Genomic DNA, 17006 nt, shown 5'->3' on the forward strand with positions numbered 1-17006 from the left:
CGGTTTTTTGCCCGGCAGAGCGGGCAGGAGGTGCAGAGGCCGTCTGAAACGATGGGTGCGGGTATAGTGAAGGCTGAAATATTTGACTATAATGCCGATTTTTTTCAGACGGCCTGTCCACCATGCACGACCCTTATCTTTATCTGGAAGACCTCGATTCCGCCGCCACGCAGCAATTCGCGGCCGATGCCCATGCCGAAACCCAAGCACAATTTACCGATGGCGAAGCCTTCGCGCGCACCGTGGCCGATATGGTGAAGCAGTTGCAAGACCCGCGTCAGATTGCGTTTTGCCAAGAACACCGCGCCCGCATGTATCACTTCCATCAAGACGACGAATACCCCAAGGGCGTTTATCAGGTGTGTACGGCGGCATCTTACCGCTCCGGCTATCCCGATTGGTACAATCTCTTTTCGGTGGCCGATTTCGACGACATTCTCGGCGACGACGTGTATCTCGGCGGCGTATCGCATTATGTCGAAAAGCCCAATATGGTTTTGCTCAACTTAAGCCGTGCGGGCGGCGATACGGCCTACACGCTCGAATTTGATTTGGATACCGGCAAAATCGTCGAAGGCGGCTTCCACTTTCCCGCCGGCAAAAACCACATCTCGTGGCGTGACGAAAACAGCGTGTGGGTTTGCCCCGCGTGGGACGAACGCCAAACCACCCAAGCGGGCTATCCGCGCGAAGTGTGGTTGGTGGAACGCGGCCAAAGCTTTGAAGAAAGCACACCCGTTTACTGCATGGATTCAGACGGCATGATGGTCAGCGCATGGCGTTACCTCGATGCCCAAGGCGCGCCGATCGATTTAATCGAATCTTCAGACGGCTTCTATACCAAAACCTATCTGCAAGTAACCGTCGATGGCGAAACCCTGCCGCTGAACCTGCCTGCCGACTGCGAAGTTTCCGGCTATCTCGCCGGACAGCTCTTACTGCACTTGCGTAGCGAGTGGAAACGCGCCAACCAAAGTTATCCCGCCGGCAGCTTGGTGGCGGTAAAACTCAACAAAGGCACGCTCGGCGCGGCGCAACTGCTGTTTGCTCCAAACGAAACACAAGCGCTGGAAAGTGTTGAAACCACCAAACGTTTCGTTGTCGCCAGCCTGCTCGACAACGTATCAGGCCGTCTGAAAGCATGGCGTTTTTCAGACGGCCTCTGGCACGAAGTCACCCTGCCCAATCTGCCGCAAGGCGCGTTGGAATTGTCCGACCAGCCGTGGGGCGGCGACGTTATCTATATAGCGACCAGCGATTTCACCACCCCGCTGACCCTGTTTGCACTCGACCTCAACGTGATGGAACTCGTCGTCGTGCGCCGTCAGCCCGTCCAGTTTAAGGCCGACGGCATCCAAGTGCGCCAATTCCACGCCCAATCCGCCGACGGCACCCGCATACCTTATTACCATGTCGGCAAAAACAGCACGCCGGATACACCCACCATCGTTTATGTGTACGGCGGCTTTGCCGTGCCCGAACTGCCGCACTACATGGGCACCATCGGCAAATACTGGCTCGAGCGCGGCAACGCATTCGTGCTGGCCAACGTGCGCGGCGGCGGCGAGTTCGGCCCAAGCTGGCATCAGGCCGCGCAAGGCACAAACAAACACAAAAGCGTGGACGACCTGCTCGCCGTGGTTCGCGACTTGAGCGCCCGCTCCCTCAGCTCGCCGCCGCACATCGGCTTGCAGGGTGGCAGCAACGGCGGCCTGATTGTCGCCTCAGCTTTCGTGCGCGAACCGAGCCTGTTTGGCGCCATGGTGTGCGAAATGCCGCTGACCGACATGTTGCGCTATCCCTATTTGTCTGCCGGTTCAAGCTGGGTCGATGAATACGGCCACCCCGAAGATCCGGCTTTTCAGACGGCCTTATCGCAGTTGTCGCCCTATCACAACCTTTCAGACGGTCTCACTTACCCGCCCGCACTGATTACCACCAGCCTCAGCGACGACCGCGTCCATCCCGCCCATGCCCTCAAGTTTTACGCCAAACTCAAGCAAAACGGCACCCCCGCATGGCTGTATGCAGGCGGTTCCGGTGGCCATACCGGCAATACCACGCAAGAAGAATCCGTTACCGAATTTGCCGGCATCCTCGCCTTCCTAAACCGCCACATCGGCACGGAACAAAAGGCGGAGAAAAAGCAAGAGGCCGTCTGAAAACAACGGTTTCGCAACAAACGCCCCATGCAGGCAGCACAACGCAAACAGCGCCCGAAATAACAGCGCATCATAGCGCTGTTTTCCCGCTTGCTTAGGCTAAATGAATGATATTAAAAGGAAACCAAAAGGCTCTTGTGATTCAAAATAAGCCTATGCTAATATGCCGCCTAACACTATGCAGTTGAAACCACCTTTCAAAGCCTGCATTTTTCGATAGAAAACTCTAAAAGTATTCGGTACAATCCGACCGAGTGTAATTTTTTTCAAAACCGCCGTAAGGCATATAAGGACCGACCGACATGTCAAACATTGAACAACAAGTTAAGAAAATTGTTGCCGAACAACTGGGCGTTAACGAAGCCGAAGTAAAAAACGAATCTTCTTTCCAAGACGATCTGGGCGCAGACTCTCTGGACACCGTTGAGCTGGTAATGGCTTTGGAAGAAGCTTTCGGCTGCGAAATCCCCGACGAAGAAGCCGAAAAAATCACTACCGTGCAACTGGCTATCGACTACATCCAATCACACAGCGCCTAATTTCCGATTGCGCTGGTATAAAATGAATCAGCCTCTGCTGCGGCTTTGCCTGCCAACAGAGGCTTTTTGCCTTATCAGACTTTTATAAACTTTTATAAACACGGTTTCAGACGGCCTGCCTCCGTTTCGACAGCGGGCGGCAGACGTCTAACCCCATAAAGCGAGAACATTATGAGTCAGCGAAGAGTCGTCATCACAGGTTTGGGGCAGGTATCGCCCGTAGGCAACGACATTGCCGCAGCCTGGAGCAACCTCTTGGCCGGGAAAAGCGGTATCGGCACCATTACCCGTTTCGACGCATCCGATATCAGCTGCCAAATTGCAGGCGAAGTAAAAGGCTTCGACATCGGCGAAATCATCAGCCCCAAAGAAGCCCGCCGCATGGACGTATTTATTCACTACGGCATCGCCGCCGCCTTGCAGGCCATTGCCGATTCAGGTTTGGACGATGTTGAAAACCTCGATAAAGACCGCATCGGCGTGAACATCGGTTCGGGCATCGGCGGTTTGCCTAGCATCGAGGCTACCGGCAAAAGCGTGATGGAAACCGGTGCCCGCAAAATCAACCCCTTCTTTATCCCCGGTTCGCTGATCAACCTGATCGCAGGCCACGTTACCATTCTCAAAGGCTACCGCGGCCCCAGCTACGGCATGGTTTCCGCCTGTACCACCGGTGCCCACTCCATCGGCGATTCCGCCCGCATGATTAAATACGGCGATGCCGACGTGATGATTGCAGGCGGTGCCGAAGGCGCGGTTTGTACGCTCGGCATGGGCGGCTTTGCGGCCATGAAAGCCCTTTCAACCCGCAACGACGACCCCGCCACTGCTTCCCGCCCGTGGGATAAAGGCCGCGACGGTTTCGTGATGGGCGAAGGTGCCGGTATTCTGGTGTTGGAAGAATTGGAGCACGCCAAAAAACGCGGTGCCAAAATTTATGCCGAGCTGGTCGGTTTCGGCATGAGTTCCGATGCCTTCCACATTACCGCGCCTAACGTAGAAGGCCCGGCACTGGCGGTTACCCGTGCGCTGAAAGATGCCGGTTTGAACCCTACCGATGTCGATTATGTGAATGCCCACGGTACTTCCACTCCGCTGGGCGATGCCAACGAAACCAACGCCTTGAAACTGGCTCTGGGCGACCATGCCTACAAAGTGGTGGTGAACTCCACCAAGTCGATGACCGGCCACTTGCTGGGTGCGGCAGGCGGCGTGGAAGCGGTGTACAGCGTGTTGGCGGTGCACAACCAAAAATCTCCGCCAACCATCAATATTTTCGAGCAAGATGTTGAATCAGGCTGCGATTTGGATTACTGCGCCAACGAAGCCCGCGATCTGAAAATCGACGTGGCGATTTCCAACTCGTTCGGTTTCGGCGGTACCAACGGCACTTTGGTATTCAAGAAATTCACAGGCTAAAAACTTTTATCAAACGCTCAGGCCGTCTGAAATCATTTCAGACGGCCTGAAATTTTTGCACTATTCAGATAAAAGCCTGAACAAGTTTGATGCCGTCTGAAAGTAAGGTTTGTGAGTTTCGCCAAAACTCAACAAACGGAATTTTCAGACGGCCAGAGACCTTCGCAAAACCCTCAGATGTGGATGCCGTTCAAGGCGTAGCAGCACAGCGAGTGCAGACATATCGTATAGATAGGCAAACGAGCGAGCAGCGCGCAACGCAGAAATGCGCCGCAGATGGGAGCAAAGGTCTCGGCCTGCTTTTGTGTCAGCGCTGTATCCAGCCGGCAGTTAACGCCCATTCTATCGCTTGGTAATATTTGGGATGGCGTTCGGGCACTTTGAAATGATCGCGATAAACCACGCGGTGTCTGTCGCTGTACCAGTTGGGTACGATGATGTATTGGTGACGCATCACGCGGTCGAGTGCGCGGGAAGCGGCCACGAGTTCGGCGCGGCTTTCGAAGTGTTCGAAATGTTTCAGCAAGGCTTCTACGGCGGGATAGCAGACGCCTGCCCAGTTGTTGCTGCCTTTGGTTTGGGCGGCGGCGCAGCTGAAATAGTTGGCTTGTTCGTTGCCGGGGCTTTCGCTGTTGCCATAAACCACGATGGTCATGTCGAAATCAAAATCGTTCATACGCTTTTGAAATACAGACTGGTCGGCCAAGCGCACGTTCATGCGGATGCCGATTTTGGCCAAGTCGCGCTGCCATTTGGCGGTAATGCGTTCGTAGGTTTTGCTGGGGGAGAGAAATTCGATCACCAGCGGCTTGCCTTGCGCGTCTTTCAATACGCCTTGATGGTAGCGGTAGCCTGCTTTTTCCAACAGTGCGCGAGCTTTGAGCAGGTTGGGGCGCACGCCTAATACGGGGTCGGTAACCGGAGGTTCGGGTACGTTTTGGTCGAATACTGCGGCGGGCAGGTGCGGGCGCACTTTTTCCAGCAGGGCGAGTTCCATGCCTTCGGGCTTGCCGCGTGCAGCGGTTTCGCCGTTGGTAAAGAAGCTGTTGCTGCGGCGGTATGCGCCGTAAAACATACGCGCGTTGATACTTTCAAAGTCGAAGCTCTCTACCAATGCCTGCCTGACGAGAATGTTGTCGAACGGTTTGCGGCGTTGGTTCATCACAAAGCCCTGCATGCCGGCGGTGTTGTTTTGTTTCCATTTGTGTTTGCGCAGGTTGCGTTTGCTCAAGACGGCATCGGAATAGCCGCGCGCCCAGTTGCGTGCGACGTTTTCCTGCATGAAGTCGTATTGGCCGCCTTTGATGCCTTCGAGCCGCACGCTTTCGTCTTTGTAGTATTTGAAGCGCACGGTGTCGAAGTTATACCGGCCTTTGCGTGTGGGCAGGTTTTGCGCCCAGTAGTGTTTGTCGCGCACAAACTCGCTCAAGCGGCCGTTTTCGGTTTTGCCGATGCGGTAGGGGCCGGAGCCGATGGGCGGGGTGTTGGGGGCGGCAGCCAATCCTTTAGGGTAGCTTTTGTGTGAAAACACGGGCAGCTGGCCCAAAATCAAATGCAGTTCGGCGTTGCGCTTTTTGAAGCGGAATACTGCGGTGCGGGCATCGGGGGTATCTACGCGCGCGACGTCTGCCCAGTAGAATTTATACATCGGCGCGGCGGCGGGGTCTTTGACCAATGTGTTAAACGAAGCGGCCACATCTTTGGCCAGCACGGGGTCGCCGTTGTGGAAGCGGGCTTTAGGGTGGAGTTTGAAGGTAACGGAGAGGCCGTCTGAAGCGAGCGACACGTCTTCCGCCAGCAGGCCGTACATGGCGAAGGGTTCGTCCATGCCTTTTTCGAGCAGGGTGTCGAGTGTGAGTGTGGTAATGCCCGATTCGTGGTCGCCCTTGAGGGTGAACGGGTTGAGCGTGTCGAATCCGCCGGGCAGGGGCATGGTAAACGTGCCGCCTTTGGGGGCGTTGGGGTTCACATAGTGAAACGATTGGAAACCGGCGGGATGGAGTACGGGCTGACCCAATGCCAAACCGTGTGCGGCGGAAACGTAGGCGGCGGGCAGAAGCAGCAATAAGGCAAACAGGGATTTCATAACGGAAAAGGGCGAGTGGTGATGAAGCGGTATTGTAGCGGATATGGCCTGCCAACTTAACCGCTTGCCTGTTTGCTGTGAGAAAAGCAGGATAAAGCCGTCTGAAAACCTGCTTTCAGACGGCCTTGTCCTGCCTGAAACCGTGTTGTCGGAACGTGCCGCCCGTATTCGGTTTACAAGCCGGTGCGGTAATTTGTTACACTTAGCGCAATTTATTTTTCGTTTGTTTTCCCATGTTGACTTACACTCCGCCCGAATCCCGTTCTCCCGCTGCTTCTCGAGAAAAACCGTGGCTTTTGCTGTTGCTGGCATTTGCGTGGCTGTGGCCGGGCATTTTTTCGCGCGATTTGTGGAACCCTGCCGAACCGGCGGTGTTTACGGCCGTCGAATCTTTTTTAAACGGCGGTAAAACATGGCTGCCAGAGGTGCTGGGCAAACCTTATTTCGAAATATCGCCCGTTTATATTTGGGTGGCGGCCGGGTTTCAAAAACTGCTGGCTCCCCATTGGGCGGATGCTTATTCGGCTTCCCGCTTTGCCAGCGTATTGTTTACGGCGGTCGGGCTGGTGTGTTGCGGCAAGGCGGGGTTCCGCTTTTTGGGCCGACATCAGGGGCGCAGCGTGGCATTGATTCTGATCGGCTGTGCGGGCTTGGTAACGATGGCGCACTTCCTCGGCGGCTATGCCGTGGTGTTTGCCGCGCTCGGTATGTGCTTGTATGGCTTCGCTTTGGTGCAGACGCGCGTGATTATGGCATCGCTGCTGCTTGGCGGCGGCTGGGCGTTGCTGTTTACTTCGGCCGGTTTGCTGCTTCCCATTGCGCTGATGCTGTTGGCGCTGGCTTTGCCTGTTAGCCCGTTGTGGCGGTTTAAGCGTTATTACCTGACTTTGGTCGGCGCGTTGTGTTTTGCGCTGCCGCTGATGGCGGTGTATCTGTTTGCCTTGTCGAAAACCGATGTGGCGGCGTTCCGGTTGTGGACGTGCCAATATATATTCGGCCCGTTCGGCGGCATAAACGGTTTTCAGACGGCCTTTTCGCTGCCGTATTTTCTGAAAAACCTGCTGTGGTTCGCTTTCCCTGCGTGGCCTTTGGCGGTGTGGACGGCAACGCGCACCAAACTCGCGTCTGAAAAGTGGGGCGTGCTTGCAGTAGCATGGCTGGCAGTGATGCTGGTTCTGCTTGCACTGAATCCGCACCGCAACGCCAATCACCTGATTTGGCTGCTGCCGCCGCTGGCTTTGCTCGGAGCGGCGAAGCTGGACGCGTTGCGCCGCGGTGCGGCGGCGTTTATCAATTGGTTCGGCATTATGGCTTTCGGCCTGTTTGCGGTGTTTCTGTGGATAGGCTTTTTTGCCATGAATTACGGCTGGCCGGAAAAACTGGCAGAGCGTTCGCAATATTTCAGCCCGTATTACACGCCCGATATCGACATCATGCCGATGGTGGTGGCAGTTTTGTTTACGCCTGTGTGGTTGTGGGCGATTACCCGCCGCCATATCCGCGGCCGCCAAGCCGTAACCAATTGGGCGGCAGGGGTTACGCTGGTGTGGGCATTGATGATGACGCTGTTTCTGCCGTGGCTTGATGCGGCCAAAAGCCATGCGCCGGTGGTGAGGCAGATGGAGGCCGCACTGCCTGCGGGCTTGGCGCAATCGGTTTCCGAGGGCAGCCAATGTATCGGCGTGGACGGCAGCGCCGAAACCGCCCGTATCGTGTGGCGGCAATACGGCACGCTGCCGCTGCAAACCGATCATCCGAGCTGCCGCTTCCGCTTGGTGCAACAGCCCAAAGGCAGCGCCGCGCCTACCGGTTGGAACCTGATTTGGGAAGGCGCGCGGCCGCGTAATAAGCAGGAAGGTTTTGCGTTGCTCCAAAAAGCGGAATAGCAATCGGGGCAGGGTTGTTGAATGTTGAGGCCGTCTGAAAAATAATTAATCAGTTTTTCAGACGGCCTCAAGTGAGTTGCCTGTTGATCAAGCACGATCTATGTTGTTCCAACAAAAAACACCCCGAACCATGGCGGCTCGGGGTGTTTTGGTATCGGTATTACAGCGAATAATACATTTCAAATTCCAGCGGATGCGGTGCCATGCGGATGCGTTTTACGTCTTCCGATTTAAACGCGATGTAGCTGTCGATCCAGTCTTTGCTGAACACGCCGCCGCGCAGCAGAAATTCGTGGTCGGCTTTCAATGCCTCCAAAGCCTCTTCGAGCGAAGCGCACACGGTCGGCACCAATGCGTCTTCTTCGGGCGGCAGGTCGTAGAGGTTTTTATCGGCAGGGTCGCCCGGATGGATTTTGTTTTGAATGCCGTCCAAACCTGCCATCAGCAAGGCGGCGAAGCACAAATAGGGGTTGGCGGTCGGGTCGGGGAAGCGCGCTTCGATGCGGCGGGCTTTGCTGCTGTTTACCGACGGAATGCGGATGGAAGCCGAGCGGTTTTTGGCGGAATAAGCCAGCTTGGTCGGCGCTTCGAAGTGCGGCACCAAACGCTTGTAGGAATTGGTGGAGGGGTTGGTAATCGCATTCAGGGCTTTGGCGTGTTTGATGATGCCGCCGATGTAATACAGGGCGGTGTCGGACAAACCGGCATAGCCGTCGCCCGCAAACAGGTTTTGGCCGTCTTTCCAAATGGATTGGTGAACGTGCATGCCGCTGCCGTTGTCGCCCATCAGCGGTTTGGGCATAAAGGTGGCGGTTTTGCCGAAGTTGTGGGCGACGTTCAAGATCACATATTTCATGTCTTGCGTCCAGTCGGCGCGTTTCAGCAGCGTGCTGAATTTGGTGCCGATTTCCATTTGCGTGCCGGTGCCCACTTCGGCGTGATGCACTTCAACGGGAATGCCGATTTCTTCAAGTACGTTTACCATGGCGGAGCGCAGGTCTTGGCCGGCATCTATGGGGGCAACGGGGGCGTAGCCGCCTTTCACGAAGGGGCGGTGGCCGGTGTTTTGGCCGTCGAGGTGTTTGCCGCTGCTCCATGCGCCGCTTTCGGAAGTGATTTCGAAGCGCGCTTTGTGCATGTGGGTTTCAAACTCGATGCCGTCAAACACGAAAAATTCAGGCTCGGGGCCGAAAAATGCGGTGTCGCCGATGCCTGAAGATTTCAGGTAGGCTTCGGCGCGGCGGGCGATGGAACGCGGGTCGCGATCGTAGCCCTGGCCGTTGGCAGGGTCGATTACGTCGCAGGTCAAAACGAGGGTGGCATCGTCGTAGAAAGGGTCGATGTAGGCGGTGGATGCGTCGGGGCGCAGCTGCATGTCGGAAGCCTGTATACCTTTCCAGCCGCCGATAGACGAGCCGTCGAAAGCTTGGCCGTTTTCAAACCATTCTTCGGGGTCGTCCAAAACAACGCGCGAGGGAATCGTGAAGTGGTGCTGTTTGCCTTTGGTATCGGTAAAGCGCAAATCAACGAAACGTATTTCGTTTTCTTCAATCAGTTTGACAACATCTTTAACAGACATATAAAGCTCCTGCTGGGGAATAGGGAAGATGAAAACGTGCCGGATTGGGAGTGCGCGGAGCGCAAATCGGGTATGGGCGTATTGTGCCATAAGCAAGCCTGAAAAAGGCGGCGGCGTAAAAATAAATCTGCCTTGCCGCGGTTTCGGCGAGGTGTTTTTCAGACGGCCTAGGACGGTTAAATATAAGTTTAGCGGGTATAGATTGTCAACAATTTGTAAGGTTTTGCAGCACAAGCGATACGGATGCGGCAGGGTGTGGGTTTCACTATATAATACGGCGGTTATTCCACAGCAGGTTTTTATGATGAACAGCACCAAACCCCGTTATGCCGTGTTCGGCAACCCGATTGCACACAGCAAGTCGCCGCAAATCCATCAGCAGTTTGCCGCTCAGGAAGGCGTGCAGATTGAATACGAACGCATTTTGGCCGAACCGGGTGCGTTTGCCGAGGCGGCGGCACGTTTTTTTGCCGAAGGCGGGCAGGGGGCGAATGTAACCGTGCCGTTTAAAACCGATGCTTACGATTGGGTGGACGAGCATTCCGAACGGGCGCAGGCGGCGGAGGCGGTGAATACGGTTATTCCGTTGGGCGGCGGGCGTTTTCGCGGCGACAACACCGACGGTGCAGGCTTGGTCAACGATATTCTTCAGGCGCAGGGCGTGGAGATTGCGGGCAAGCGGATTCTGATTTTGGGTGCGGGCGGAGCCGTGCGTGGCGTGATTCCCGTGCTGTTGGCGCAGCAGCCCGCCGCCGTTACCGTTGCCAACCGCACACCGGCCAAAGCGGAAGAGCTGGCGGCGCGTTTCGGTATTCAGACGGCCCCGTTGGATGCTTTGCCGCATCATCATTTCGATATCGTTATCAACGGCACGTCGGGCGGTTTGAGTGGCAGCATTCCCGATGTAGAGGCAGGCGTGTTCGGCGCGTGCGAATTGGCCTACGATATGGTGTACGGCGAAGGTGCGCAGGCGTTTCTGGATTTCGCCCGCCGTTCGGGTGCGCAGAAAACGGCCGACGGCTTGGGCATGTTGGTGGGGCAGGCCGCGTGTGCTTATGCCTTGTGGCGGGGTTTCGAGCCGGACATCAAGCCCGTTATCCGATATATGAAAGAGGCCGTCTGAAATGATTAAATGGCTGATTGCACTGCCTTTTGCCGCCTTTATTCTGTTTAACGCCTATGTGTACGGCAACATCATTACCTACCGCGCCGTGGCACCGCACAAAACCGCGTTTATGAGCATGCGCATGAGCGATTTCCGCGATAAGGGCAAAGACGTGGAACTGGATTACCGTTGGGTGCCTTACGACCAAATTTCCATCAATCTCAAAAAAGCCCTGATTGCCTCGGAAGATGCCAAATTTGCCGCCCACGGCGGTTTTGATTGGAGCGGCATCCGCAACGCCATCAAACGCAACCAGCGCAGCGGCAGAATCCGCGGCGGCGGTTCGACCATCAGCCAGCAGTTGGCTAAGAACCTGTTTTTAAACGAAAGCCGCAGCTACTGGCGCAAGGCGGAAGAAGCGGCGATTACGGCGATGATGGAAGCGACCACCGATAAAGACCGCATTTTCGAGCTGTATTTGAATTCCATCGAATGGGGTTACGGCATTTTCGGTGCGGAAGCCGCGTCGCAGCACTTTTATAAAAAACCGGCAGCCAAGCTGACCAAGCAGCAGGCCGCGCAACTGGCCGCCCGCGTGCCGCGCCCGCTGTATTACGCCGAAAACCCGCGCGACAGAGGACTGCGTGCCAAGACGAATATTATTTTGCGGCGCATGGGTTCGGCGGAATTGCCGGATACGGAGTGAGGGCGGATTAGCTTGCTCTTATAACCAATCAATTTAAGAAAAAGTACACGCGTCATACTCGGGTTAAGCTCGAAAAAAATGAATCAGGCCGTCTGAAATATTTTTCAGACGGCCTGATGTGTTATGGCGGCTGCGGCGGCTTAATGATTGAGCTTGGCAATCACGTCGCCCAGCGATTTTTGCCAATCCGGGGCGTTGATGTCGAGTTCGTGGCGGATTTTGTTGCAATCGAGCACGCTGTATTCGGGGCGGAAGGGCGGCTCGGAGCTATCGACCGTGTTGCCTTTCAATGCGGGGGCGGTAAAGCCGGGGCGGACGGCTGAGGCCGTCTGAAGAATCTGTTCGGCAAATTCCAAACGGTTGACGGGGCTGCTGCCGCAGTAGTGGTACACGCCGCGGGGGAAGACGGGTTTGTCGAGCAGGGTAATCATGGCTTGTGCCAAGTCGCCCGCGTAGGTGGGGCAGCCGGTTTGGTCGTTGACGACGGTGATTTCGTTGTGCGAGGCGGCAAGGTTGAGGATGGTTTTCACGAAATTGCTGCCGTATTCGCTGAACACCCACGCGGTGCGGATGATCAGGCTGTCGGGGTTGGCGGCCAGCGCCAAGCATTCGCCGGAGAGTTTGGATTTGCCGTATGTGCTGGCGGGGTCGGGCGGGGCGGTTTCGGTGTAGGGGGTTTTGCTTTTGCCGTCGAAAACGTAATCGGTGGAAATGTGGAGGAAGCGCGCTTTAACGGCGCGGGCGGCTGCGGCAAGGTTGTGGACGGCGCTGCCGTTGACGGCGAAGGCTTTGGCGCGTTCGTTTTCGGCTTTTTCAACGGCGGTGTAGGCGGCGGCGTTGACCACGGCGTCGGGTTGGAAGCTCTTAACCATGTTCAGCACGGCTTCGGCGTCGGTAATGTCGAGCGTGGCGGAGTCGGCGGCAATCAGCTCCCAGTTTTCGGGAAGGCGGTCTTTGAAGCAGCGGCCGAGCTGGCCTTTGGAGCCGGTAAGCAGAATTCTCATGAGAACAGTTCCTTTGAAGGTTTTCCTTGTTATGGACGTATGGTTTGAGCGGCGGATGCGTTGCTGCGCGGATTATTATAAAGCAAGTTTCGGGCCGTCTGAAAGCGCATGTAGTGTAGTGGCTGCGGCGTCGGCGTTTTGCGGGAGCAATAGGTTTGCCGGTTAAAATGTAAGGAATTGTAATTTCGGCATAAGCTTCGGGAAACAATGCTGATACCGTTTGTCTTAACTTTACGTTTGACAGGAAGGGTTTTGGTTATACTGTCGGGCGAGTTTCAGACGGCATGTTATCTTGCTTTTTCTTTTGGGGTTGAGGCCGTCTGAAAGCGATATTGACGATTAATCACGGAGTAATCTTATGTTGAAAAAATGGCTGGCCGTTTTGGCTGTATTCACATCCCTGTTTTCTTTGAGCGGCTGCGGCTATAACACCATGCAGACGCAGGACGAAGCGGCCAATGCGGCTTGGTCTGAGGTGCTCAACCAATATCAGCGCCGTGCCGATTTGATTCCGAATCTGGTCAATACGGTGAAAGGCTACGCCAAGCACGAGGAAAAAGTGCTGACCGAAGTGACCGAGGCGCGCAGCAAAGTCGGTAGCATCCAAATGACGGCGGAAGATGCCACCAATGAGGAAAAGATGAAGCAGTACGCCCAAGCGCAAGGCGAGTTGAGCAGCGCGTTGTCGCGTTTGCTGGTGGTGTCTGAAAACTATCCTCAGCTGAAAGCCGACCAAAACTTCCGCGATTTGCAGGCGCAGCTTGAAGGCACTGAAAACCGCGTCACTTTGGCGCGCAATAACTACATTAAATCGGTGCAAACCTACAATACGACTTTGCGCCAGTTCCCTCAAAACATCACGGCGATGATTTTCGGTATGAAAGCGCGTCCGCAATTTACGGTTGAAAACGAAAAAGCGGTTTCTACTTCGCCGAAAGTTGAGTTTTAAGCGCTTGGGTAATGATTCAGACGGCCTCTGTTGGAGTGTGGGGCCGTCTGAAATGTCATTGCCGCCTGTGTTTTGATGTTGGCGGAAAACGATGCTGAAAACCCTGTTATTGTTTGTGGCTACGGCTTTGACGGAAATTGTCGGCTGCTACCTGCCTTATGTGTGGCTGCGGCAAAACGGTTCGCCGTGGCTTTTGCTGCCCGCCGCGATGAGTTTGGCGGCGTTTGCTTGGCTGCTGACGCTGCACCCGACCGCCAGCGGCAGGGTGTATGCGGCTTACGGCGGCGTGTATATCAGTATGGCGCTGCTGTGGCTGTGGGCGGTGGACGGCGTGAAACCGCACATCACCGACTGGATCGGCGTGGCTTTGTGCCTGAGTGGTATGGCGGTGATTATGGCGGGCGCGCGGCAGTAGCTTGGTTTGCGTCTGCCGTGTTTTCAGACGGCCTATAGCAAATAAACTTTATTTCTGCTACGGCGTTGCTGCGCCTTAGCTCAAAGAGAACGATTTTGTAAGCCGCTGAAGCGGCAACAGAATCGGTTCCGTACTTCTTGTACTGTTCGCGGCTTGCTGCCTTGTATCAAAAATAAGTTTATTTGCTATACAGCATAAGATGAGGCCGTCTGAAAATCTGAAATCTGTTTCATAAAGAGGAATTCCATGCAATCTGCACTACAACGCTTGGGCGTGTTTTTGGCGATGATGCTGGCGAGCGTGTGGCTGTTTGCCGCCGAGCTGGCGCCCGTGCCTGCGCTCACCGCGCCGGTTACCGATACGGCGGGCATGATGAAGCCGGAAGCGCGGGAGCAGCTTAATCAGCATCTGCTGCAATACAGCCGCGAAAAAGGCAGTCAGATTATGGTGCTGACCGTGCCGACGATCGAGCCGGAAACGCCGTTTGACTACGCCGCCCGCGTGATGGAAGCGTGGCAGCCCGGCCGTAAAGACGTGAGCGACGGCGTGTTGCTGCTGCTCGTGCGCGACGAACGCAAAACCCATCTTGCCGTGGGGCGCGGTTTGGAAGGCGCAATCCCCGATGTGTACGCCAAGCGTATTTTGGAGGATGTGTTGCGCCCGTATTTGCGCGCGGGGCAAACCGATGAAGGCATCGTGGCGGCGGTGGTGCAGGTGGAAAAACTGATTGCGGGCGAAGGTTTGCCTGAAGTCGAGCCGACTGCTTCTTATGATGACGAAGGCGACGGCGGCTGGATGTTGCCATTCATTTTCCCGGTTTTTGTTTTGGCCGGAGTGTTGTGTAATGTGCTGCTGGGCAGGGCTTTAGGCAGCTTGGCGATAGGCGGGCTGGTATTTGTGGCCGGTTTGATATTGGGCTGGGGATTGGTAGTCAGTATTTTGGCGGGGCTGTTCGGCGTGTTGATAGCTTTTGTACGGGGCAGTAACGCATTTATTTCCGGTGGCGGAGGCCGGGGCGGCGGTGGTTTCGGTGGAGGCGGTTTCGGCGGCGGCTCGGGCGGTTGGAGCAGCGGCGGAGGCGGATTCAGCGGTGGCGGCGGCAGCTTCGGCGGCGGCGGTGCGTCGGGAGGATGGTAATGGAACAAAATAAATTCAAACGCTTATGGCAGCATTGGTTGCACCCGCGCTTCCGAGTGGAGCAGCATTTGCCTACCGTCGATTTGCAGCGCATCAGCCGCGAAATCGGTTTGTCGGAACAAAATCACTGCGGGCAGATACGCTTCGTGGTCGAATCCCGCTACCCCAGTGCCGAAGTGCTGCGCGGTTTGGATACCCGCACCCGCGCATGGCAGTGGTTCGGCGAATTGGGCGTGTGGAATACGGAAATGAACAGCGGCGTGCTGGTGTATATCTCGTTTGCCGACCACGCCGTCGAGATTGTTGCCGACCGCGGCATTGCGGCCAAAGTGAGCGAGCAAGACTGGCAGCACGTTTGCCAAACCATGCGCGAAGCGTTCCGCGAAGGCGCGTTTGTGGCAGGCTTGGAAAACGGTTTGCGCGAAGTGAACGCGATTTTGACCGAACACCTGCCGCGTACCGATAAGTGCGACGGCGACAACGAATTGCCGGACGATGTGGTGTTGAGATAACAGCATTGAATGTATGGCGTACCTTGAAGTGTGAGGCCGTCTGAAAAACAAAAAGGGCAGAATAATCTGCCCTTTTTTATTTGGATGCTGACAAGCATCATTCGTAAGTGTTAAGCGGATTATCAAGCGCCCAAGAACCAAAATTTAGCTGCCCAAGCCACGGCAACAATCCATACCATCGGCGGCACTTCTTTGGTGCGGTTGCACAGCAGTTTGATCACCGCATAGCTGATAAAGCCCATGGCGATACCGTCGGCAATAGAGTAAGTGAACGGCATGAAGGCAATGGTGATGAACGCGGGAGCCGATTCGGTGATGTCGTGCCACTCGATTTCAATCACGCTGCGCATCATTTGTACGCCGATGTAGAGCAGGGCGGGAGCGGTGGCGAAAGCCGGCACGGTTTTGGCCAGCGGCGAGAACCACAAGCAGGCCAGCATCAACACGCCTACGGTGATGGCGGTCAAACCGGTGCGGCCGCCCGCCGATACGCCCGACGCGCTTTCGATATAAGGCGTGGTGGAAGAAGTGCCCAACGCTGCGCCCGCTACGATGGCGGTGGAGTCGGCAAACAGGGCTTTTTTCAGGCGCGGCAGTTTGCCGTCCACCAGCAGGCCGGCGCGGTGTGAAACGCCTACCAGCGTGCCGGTGCTGTCGAACAAGTCCACCAAGAAGAAAACGAAAATCACCGCAATCAAGCTGCCATTAAACAGGCCGTTGAAATCCATCTGCATGAAAGTCGGGGCGATGCTGGGAATCGGATCGACAATGCCTTGAAACTCGGTCAGCCCCAATACAATAGAAATCAGGGTAACGGTGAAAATACTGATGATAATGGCGCCGCGCACACGGAAGTAATCCAGCACGATAATCAGGAAAAAGCCCAGCAAGGCCAGCAATACCGGCCAGTTGGGCAGTTTGATGCCGTTATCCATCACATACAGCTCGCCCATTTTTACCAAAGTGGCTTCGCTGGCAACGATGATGCCCGAGCCTTTGAGGGCAATCAGTGCCAAAAACATGCCGATACCCGCCGCAATCGCCATTTTCAGGCTCATCGGCAAGGCGTTTACCAGCATTTCACGCAGTTTCAGAAAGCTGAACAAAATGAAGATGATGCCCGACACAAACACGGCGGCCAGCGCAACCTGCCACGGCACGCCCATGCCTTTGACTACCGAAAAGGTAAAGTAGGCGTTCAAGCCCATGCCCGGCGCCAGTGCAATCGGGTAGTTTGCCAACGCGCCCATAATGAAGCAGCCGATGGCGGCGGAAATACAGGTGGCCACAAACACCGCGCCGAAATCCATGCCCGTAATCGAGAGGATGCTCGGGTTGACGATGACGATGTAGCACATGGTTAGGAAGGTGGTAAAACCGGCGATGATCTCGGTGCGTACATTGGTACCGTGTTCGCTTAATTTAAACACGCGCTCCAAGAAGCTGACTTGAGAGGTATTCATAATGTATTTTTGAGTTAAAGAAAGTAAAATGAGCGCACATTATA

General features: G+C 55.6%; 15 protein-coding genes. 10 read left to right on the plus strand and 5 right to left on the minus strand.

Translation table 11 applies throughout. The features are described 5' to 3' along the window. The first annotated feature begins 122 nt into the window (after positions 1 to 122). The 3 genes from CKV66_RS02905 (at position 123) to fabF (ending at position 4120) form a co-directional block, all read left to right on the plus strand. The gene (locus CKV66_RS02905) at positions 123 to 2162 is read left to right on the plus strand and encodes a prolyl oligopeptidase family serine peptidase (protein WP_408633876.1); all 2040 of its coding nucleotides are present in this window, start codon (positions 123 to 125) and stop codon (positions 2160 to 2162) included. A gap of 302 nt (positions 2163 to 2464) precedes the next feature. Further along, a complete protein-coding gene (gene acpP, locus CKV66_RS02910; protein WP_054599558.1) occupies positions 2465 to 2701 on the plus strand; it encodes an acyl carrier protein in 237 nt (78 codons plus the stop codon). Between the two features lie 171 nt (positions 2702 to 2872). After that, entirely contained in the window at positions 2873 to 4120 is a 1248-nt protein-coding gene (fabF, locus tag CKV66_RS02915) for a beta-ketoacyl-ACP synthase II (RefSeq protein ID WP_085363326.1), read from the plus strand. A gap of 144 nt (positions 4121 to 4264) precedes the next feature. Here fabF and CKV66_RS12460 read toward each other — a convergent pair whose 3' ends face one another. Both CKV66_RS12460 and CKV66_RS02925 read right to left on the minus strand, forming a co-directional pair. Further along, positions 4265 to 4450 (minus strand): lipoprotein signal peptidase, encoded by a 186-nt coding sequence (locus CKV66_RS12460; protein ID WP_085363327.1) that lies wholly within the window; start codon positions 4448 to 4450, stop codon positions 4265 to 4267. Further along, positions 4428 to 6206 (minus strand): extracellular solute-binding protein, encoded by a 1779-nt coding sequence (locus CKV66_RS02925; protein ID WP_085363328.1) that lies wholly within the window; start codon positions 6204 to 6206, stop codon positions 4428 to 4430. The genes CKV66_RS12460 and CKV66_RS02925 overlap by 23 nt, the downstream gene beginning before the upstream one ends. Before the next feature lie 233 nt (positions 6207 to 6439). On the opposite strand from CKV66_RS02925, the gene CKV66_RS02930 reads away from it, so the two are divergent. Continuing rightward, complete coding sequence (locus tag CKV66_RS02930) at positions 6440 to 8092, plus strand: ArnT family glycosyltransferase (protein ID WP_085363329.1); 1653 nt, start codon at positions 6440 to 6442, stop codon at positions 8090 to 8092. Between the two features lie 160 nt (positions 8093 to 8252). On the opposite strand, the gene glnA is transcribed toward CKV66_RS02930, so the two are convergent. After that, a complete protein-coding gene (glnA, locus tag CKV66_RS02935) occupies positions 8253 to 9671 on the minus strand; it encodes a type I glutamate--ammonia ligase (RefSeq protein ID WP_085363330.1) in 1419 nt (472 codons plus the stop codon). A gap of 301 nt (positions 9672 to 9972) precedes the next feature. Here glnA and aroE point away from each other — a divergent pair, with 301 nt between their 5' ends. Together aroE and mtgA are read left to right on the plus strand one after the other, a co-directional pair. Continuing rightward, positions 9973 to 10794 (plus strand): shikimate dehydrogenase, encoded by an 822-nt coding sequence (aroE, locus tag CKV66_RS02940; protein ID WP_085363331.1) that lies wholly within the window; start codon positions 9973 to 9975, stop codon positions 10792 to 10794. A 1-nt stretch (position 10795) separates the two neighbouring features. Continuing rightward, on the plus strand, positions 10796 to 11482 hold the full coding sequence (gene mtgA, locus CKV66_RS02945; RefSeq protein WP_085355625.1) for a monofunctional biosynthetic peptidoglycan transglycosylase: 687 nt from the start codon (positions 10796 to 10798) through the stop codon (positions 11480 to 11482). 140 nt (positions 11483 to 11622) lie between these two features. Here mtgA and rfbD read toward each other — a convergent pair whose 3' ends face one another. Continuing rightward, positions 11623 to 12486: a dTDP-4-dehydrorhamnose reductase gene (gene rfbD / locus CKV66_RS02950; protein WP_085363332.1), complete on the minus strand. Its 864-nt coding sequence runs from the start codon at positions 12484 to 12486 to the stop codon at positions 11623 to 11625. A gap of 358 nt (positions 12487 to 12844) precedes the next feature. Here rfbD and CKV66_RS02955 point away from each other — a divergent pair, with 358 nt between their 5' ends. The 4 genes from CKV66_RS02955 to CKV66_RS02970 all read left to right on the plus strand — a co-directional run bounded on the left by CKV66_RS02955 (position 12845) and on the right by CKV66_RS02970 (position 15499). Then, the gene (locus CKV66_RS02955) at positions 12845 to 13435 is read left to right on the plus strand and encodes a LemA family protein (protein WP_085357673.1); all 591 of its coding nucleotides are present in this window, start codon (positions 12845 to 12847) and stop codon (positions 13433 to 13435) included. Positions 13436 to 13526: 91 nt separating this feature from the next. Then, positions 13527 to 13850, plus strand: coding sequence for a YnfA family protein (locus tag CKV66_RS02960; protein ID WP_197697461.1), 324 nt, complete (start codon positions 13527 to 13529; stop codon positions 13848 to 13850). Between the two features lie 246 nt (positions 13851 to 14096). Next, positions 14097 to 14987 (plus strand): TPM domain-containing protein, encoded by an 891-nt coding sequence (locus CKV66_RS02965; RefSeq protein WP_085363333.1) that lies wholly within the window; start codon positions 14097 to 14099, stop codon positions 14985 to 14987. Further along, positions 14987 to 15499, plus strand: a complete 513-nt coding sequence (locus tag CKV66_RS02970) for a TPM domain-containing protein (RefSeq protein WP_085363334.1) — start codon at positions 14987 to 14989, stop codon at positions 15497 to 15499. Before CKV66_RS02965 ends, CKV66_RS02970 begins: the two co-directional genes overlap by 1 nt. A 122-nt stretch (positions 15500 to 15621) precedes the next feature. On the opposite strand, the gene CKV66_RS02975 is transcribed toward CKV66_RS02970, so the two are convergent. After that, positions 15622 to 16962 carry an NCS2 family permease gene (locus CKV66_RS02975; RefSeq protein WP_095197829.1) on the minus strand — a complete coding sequence of 447 codons (1341 nt, stop codon included), beginning with the start codon at positions 16960 to 16962 and terminating at the stop codon, positions 15622 to 15624. Between the last annotated feature and the right edge of the window lie 44 nt (positions 16963 to 17006).

The organism is Neisseria zoodegmatis (assembly GCF_900187305.1).
Classification (GTDB): domain Bacteria; phylum Pseudomonadota; class Gammaproteobacteria; order Burkholderiales; family Neisseriaceae; genus Neisseria; species Neisseria zoodegmatis.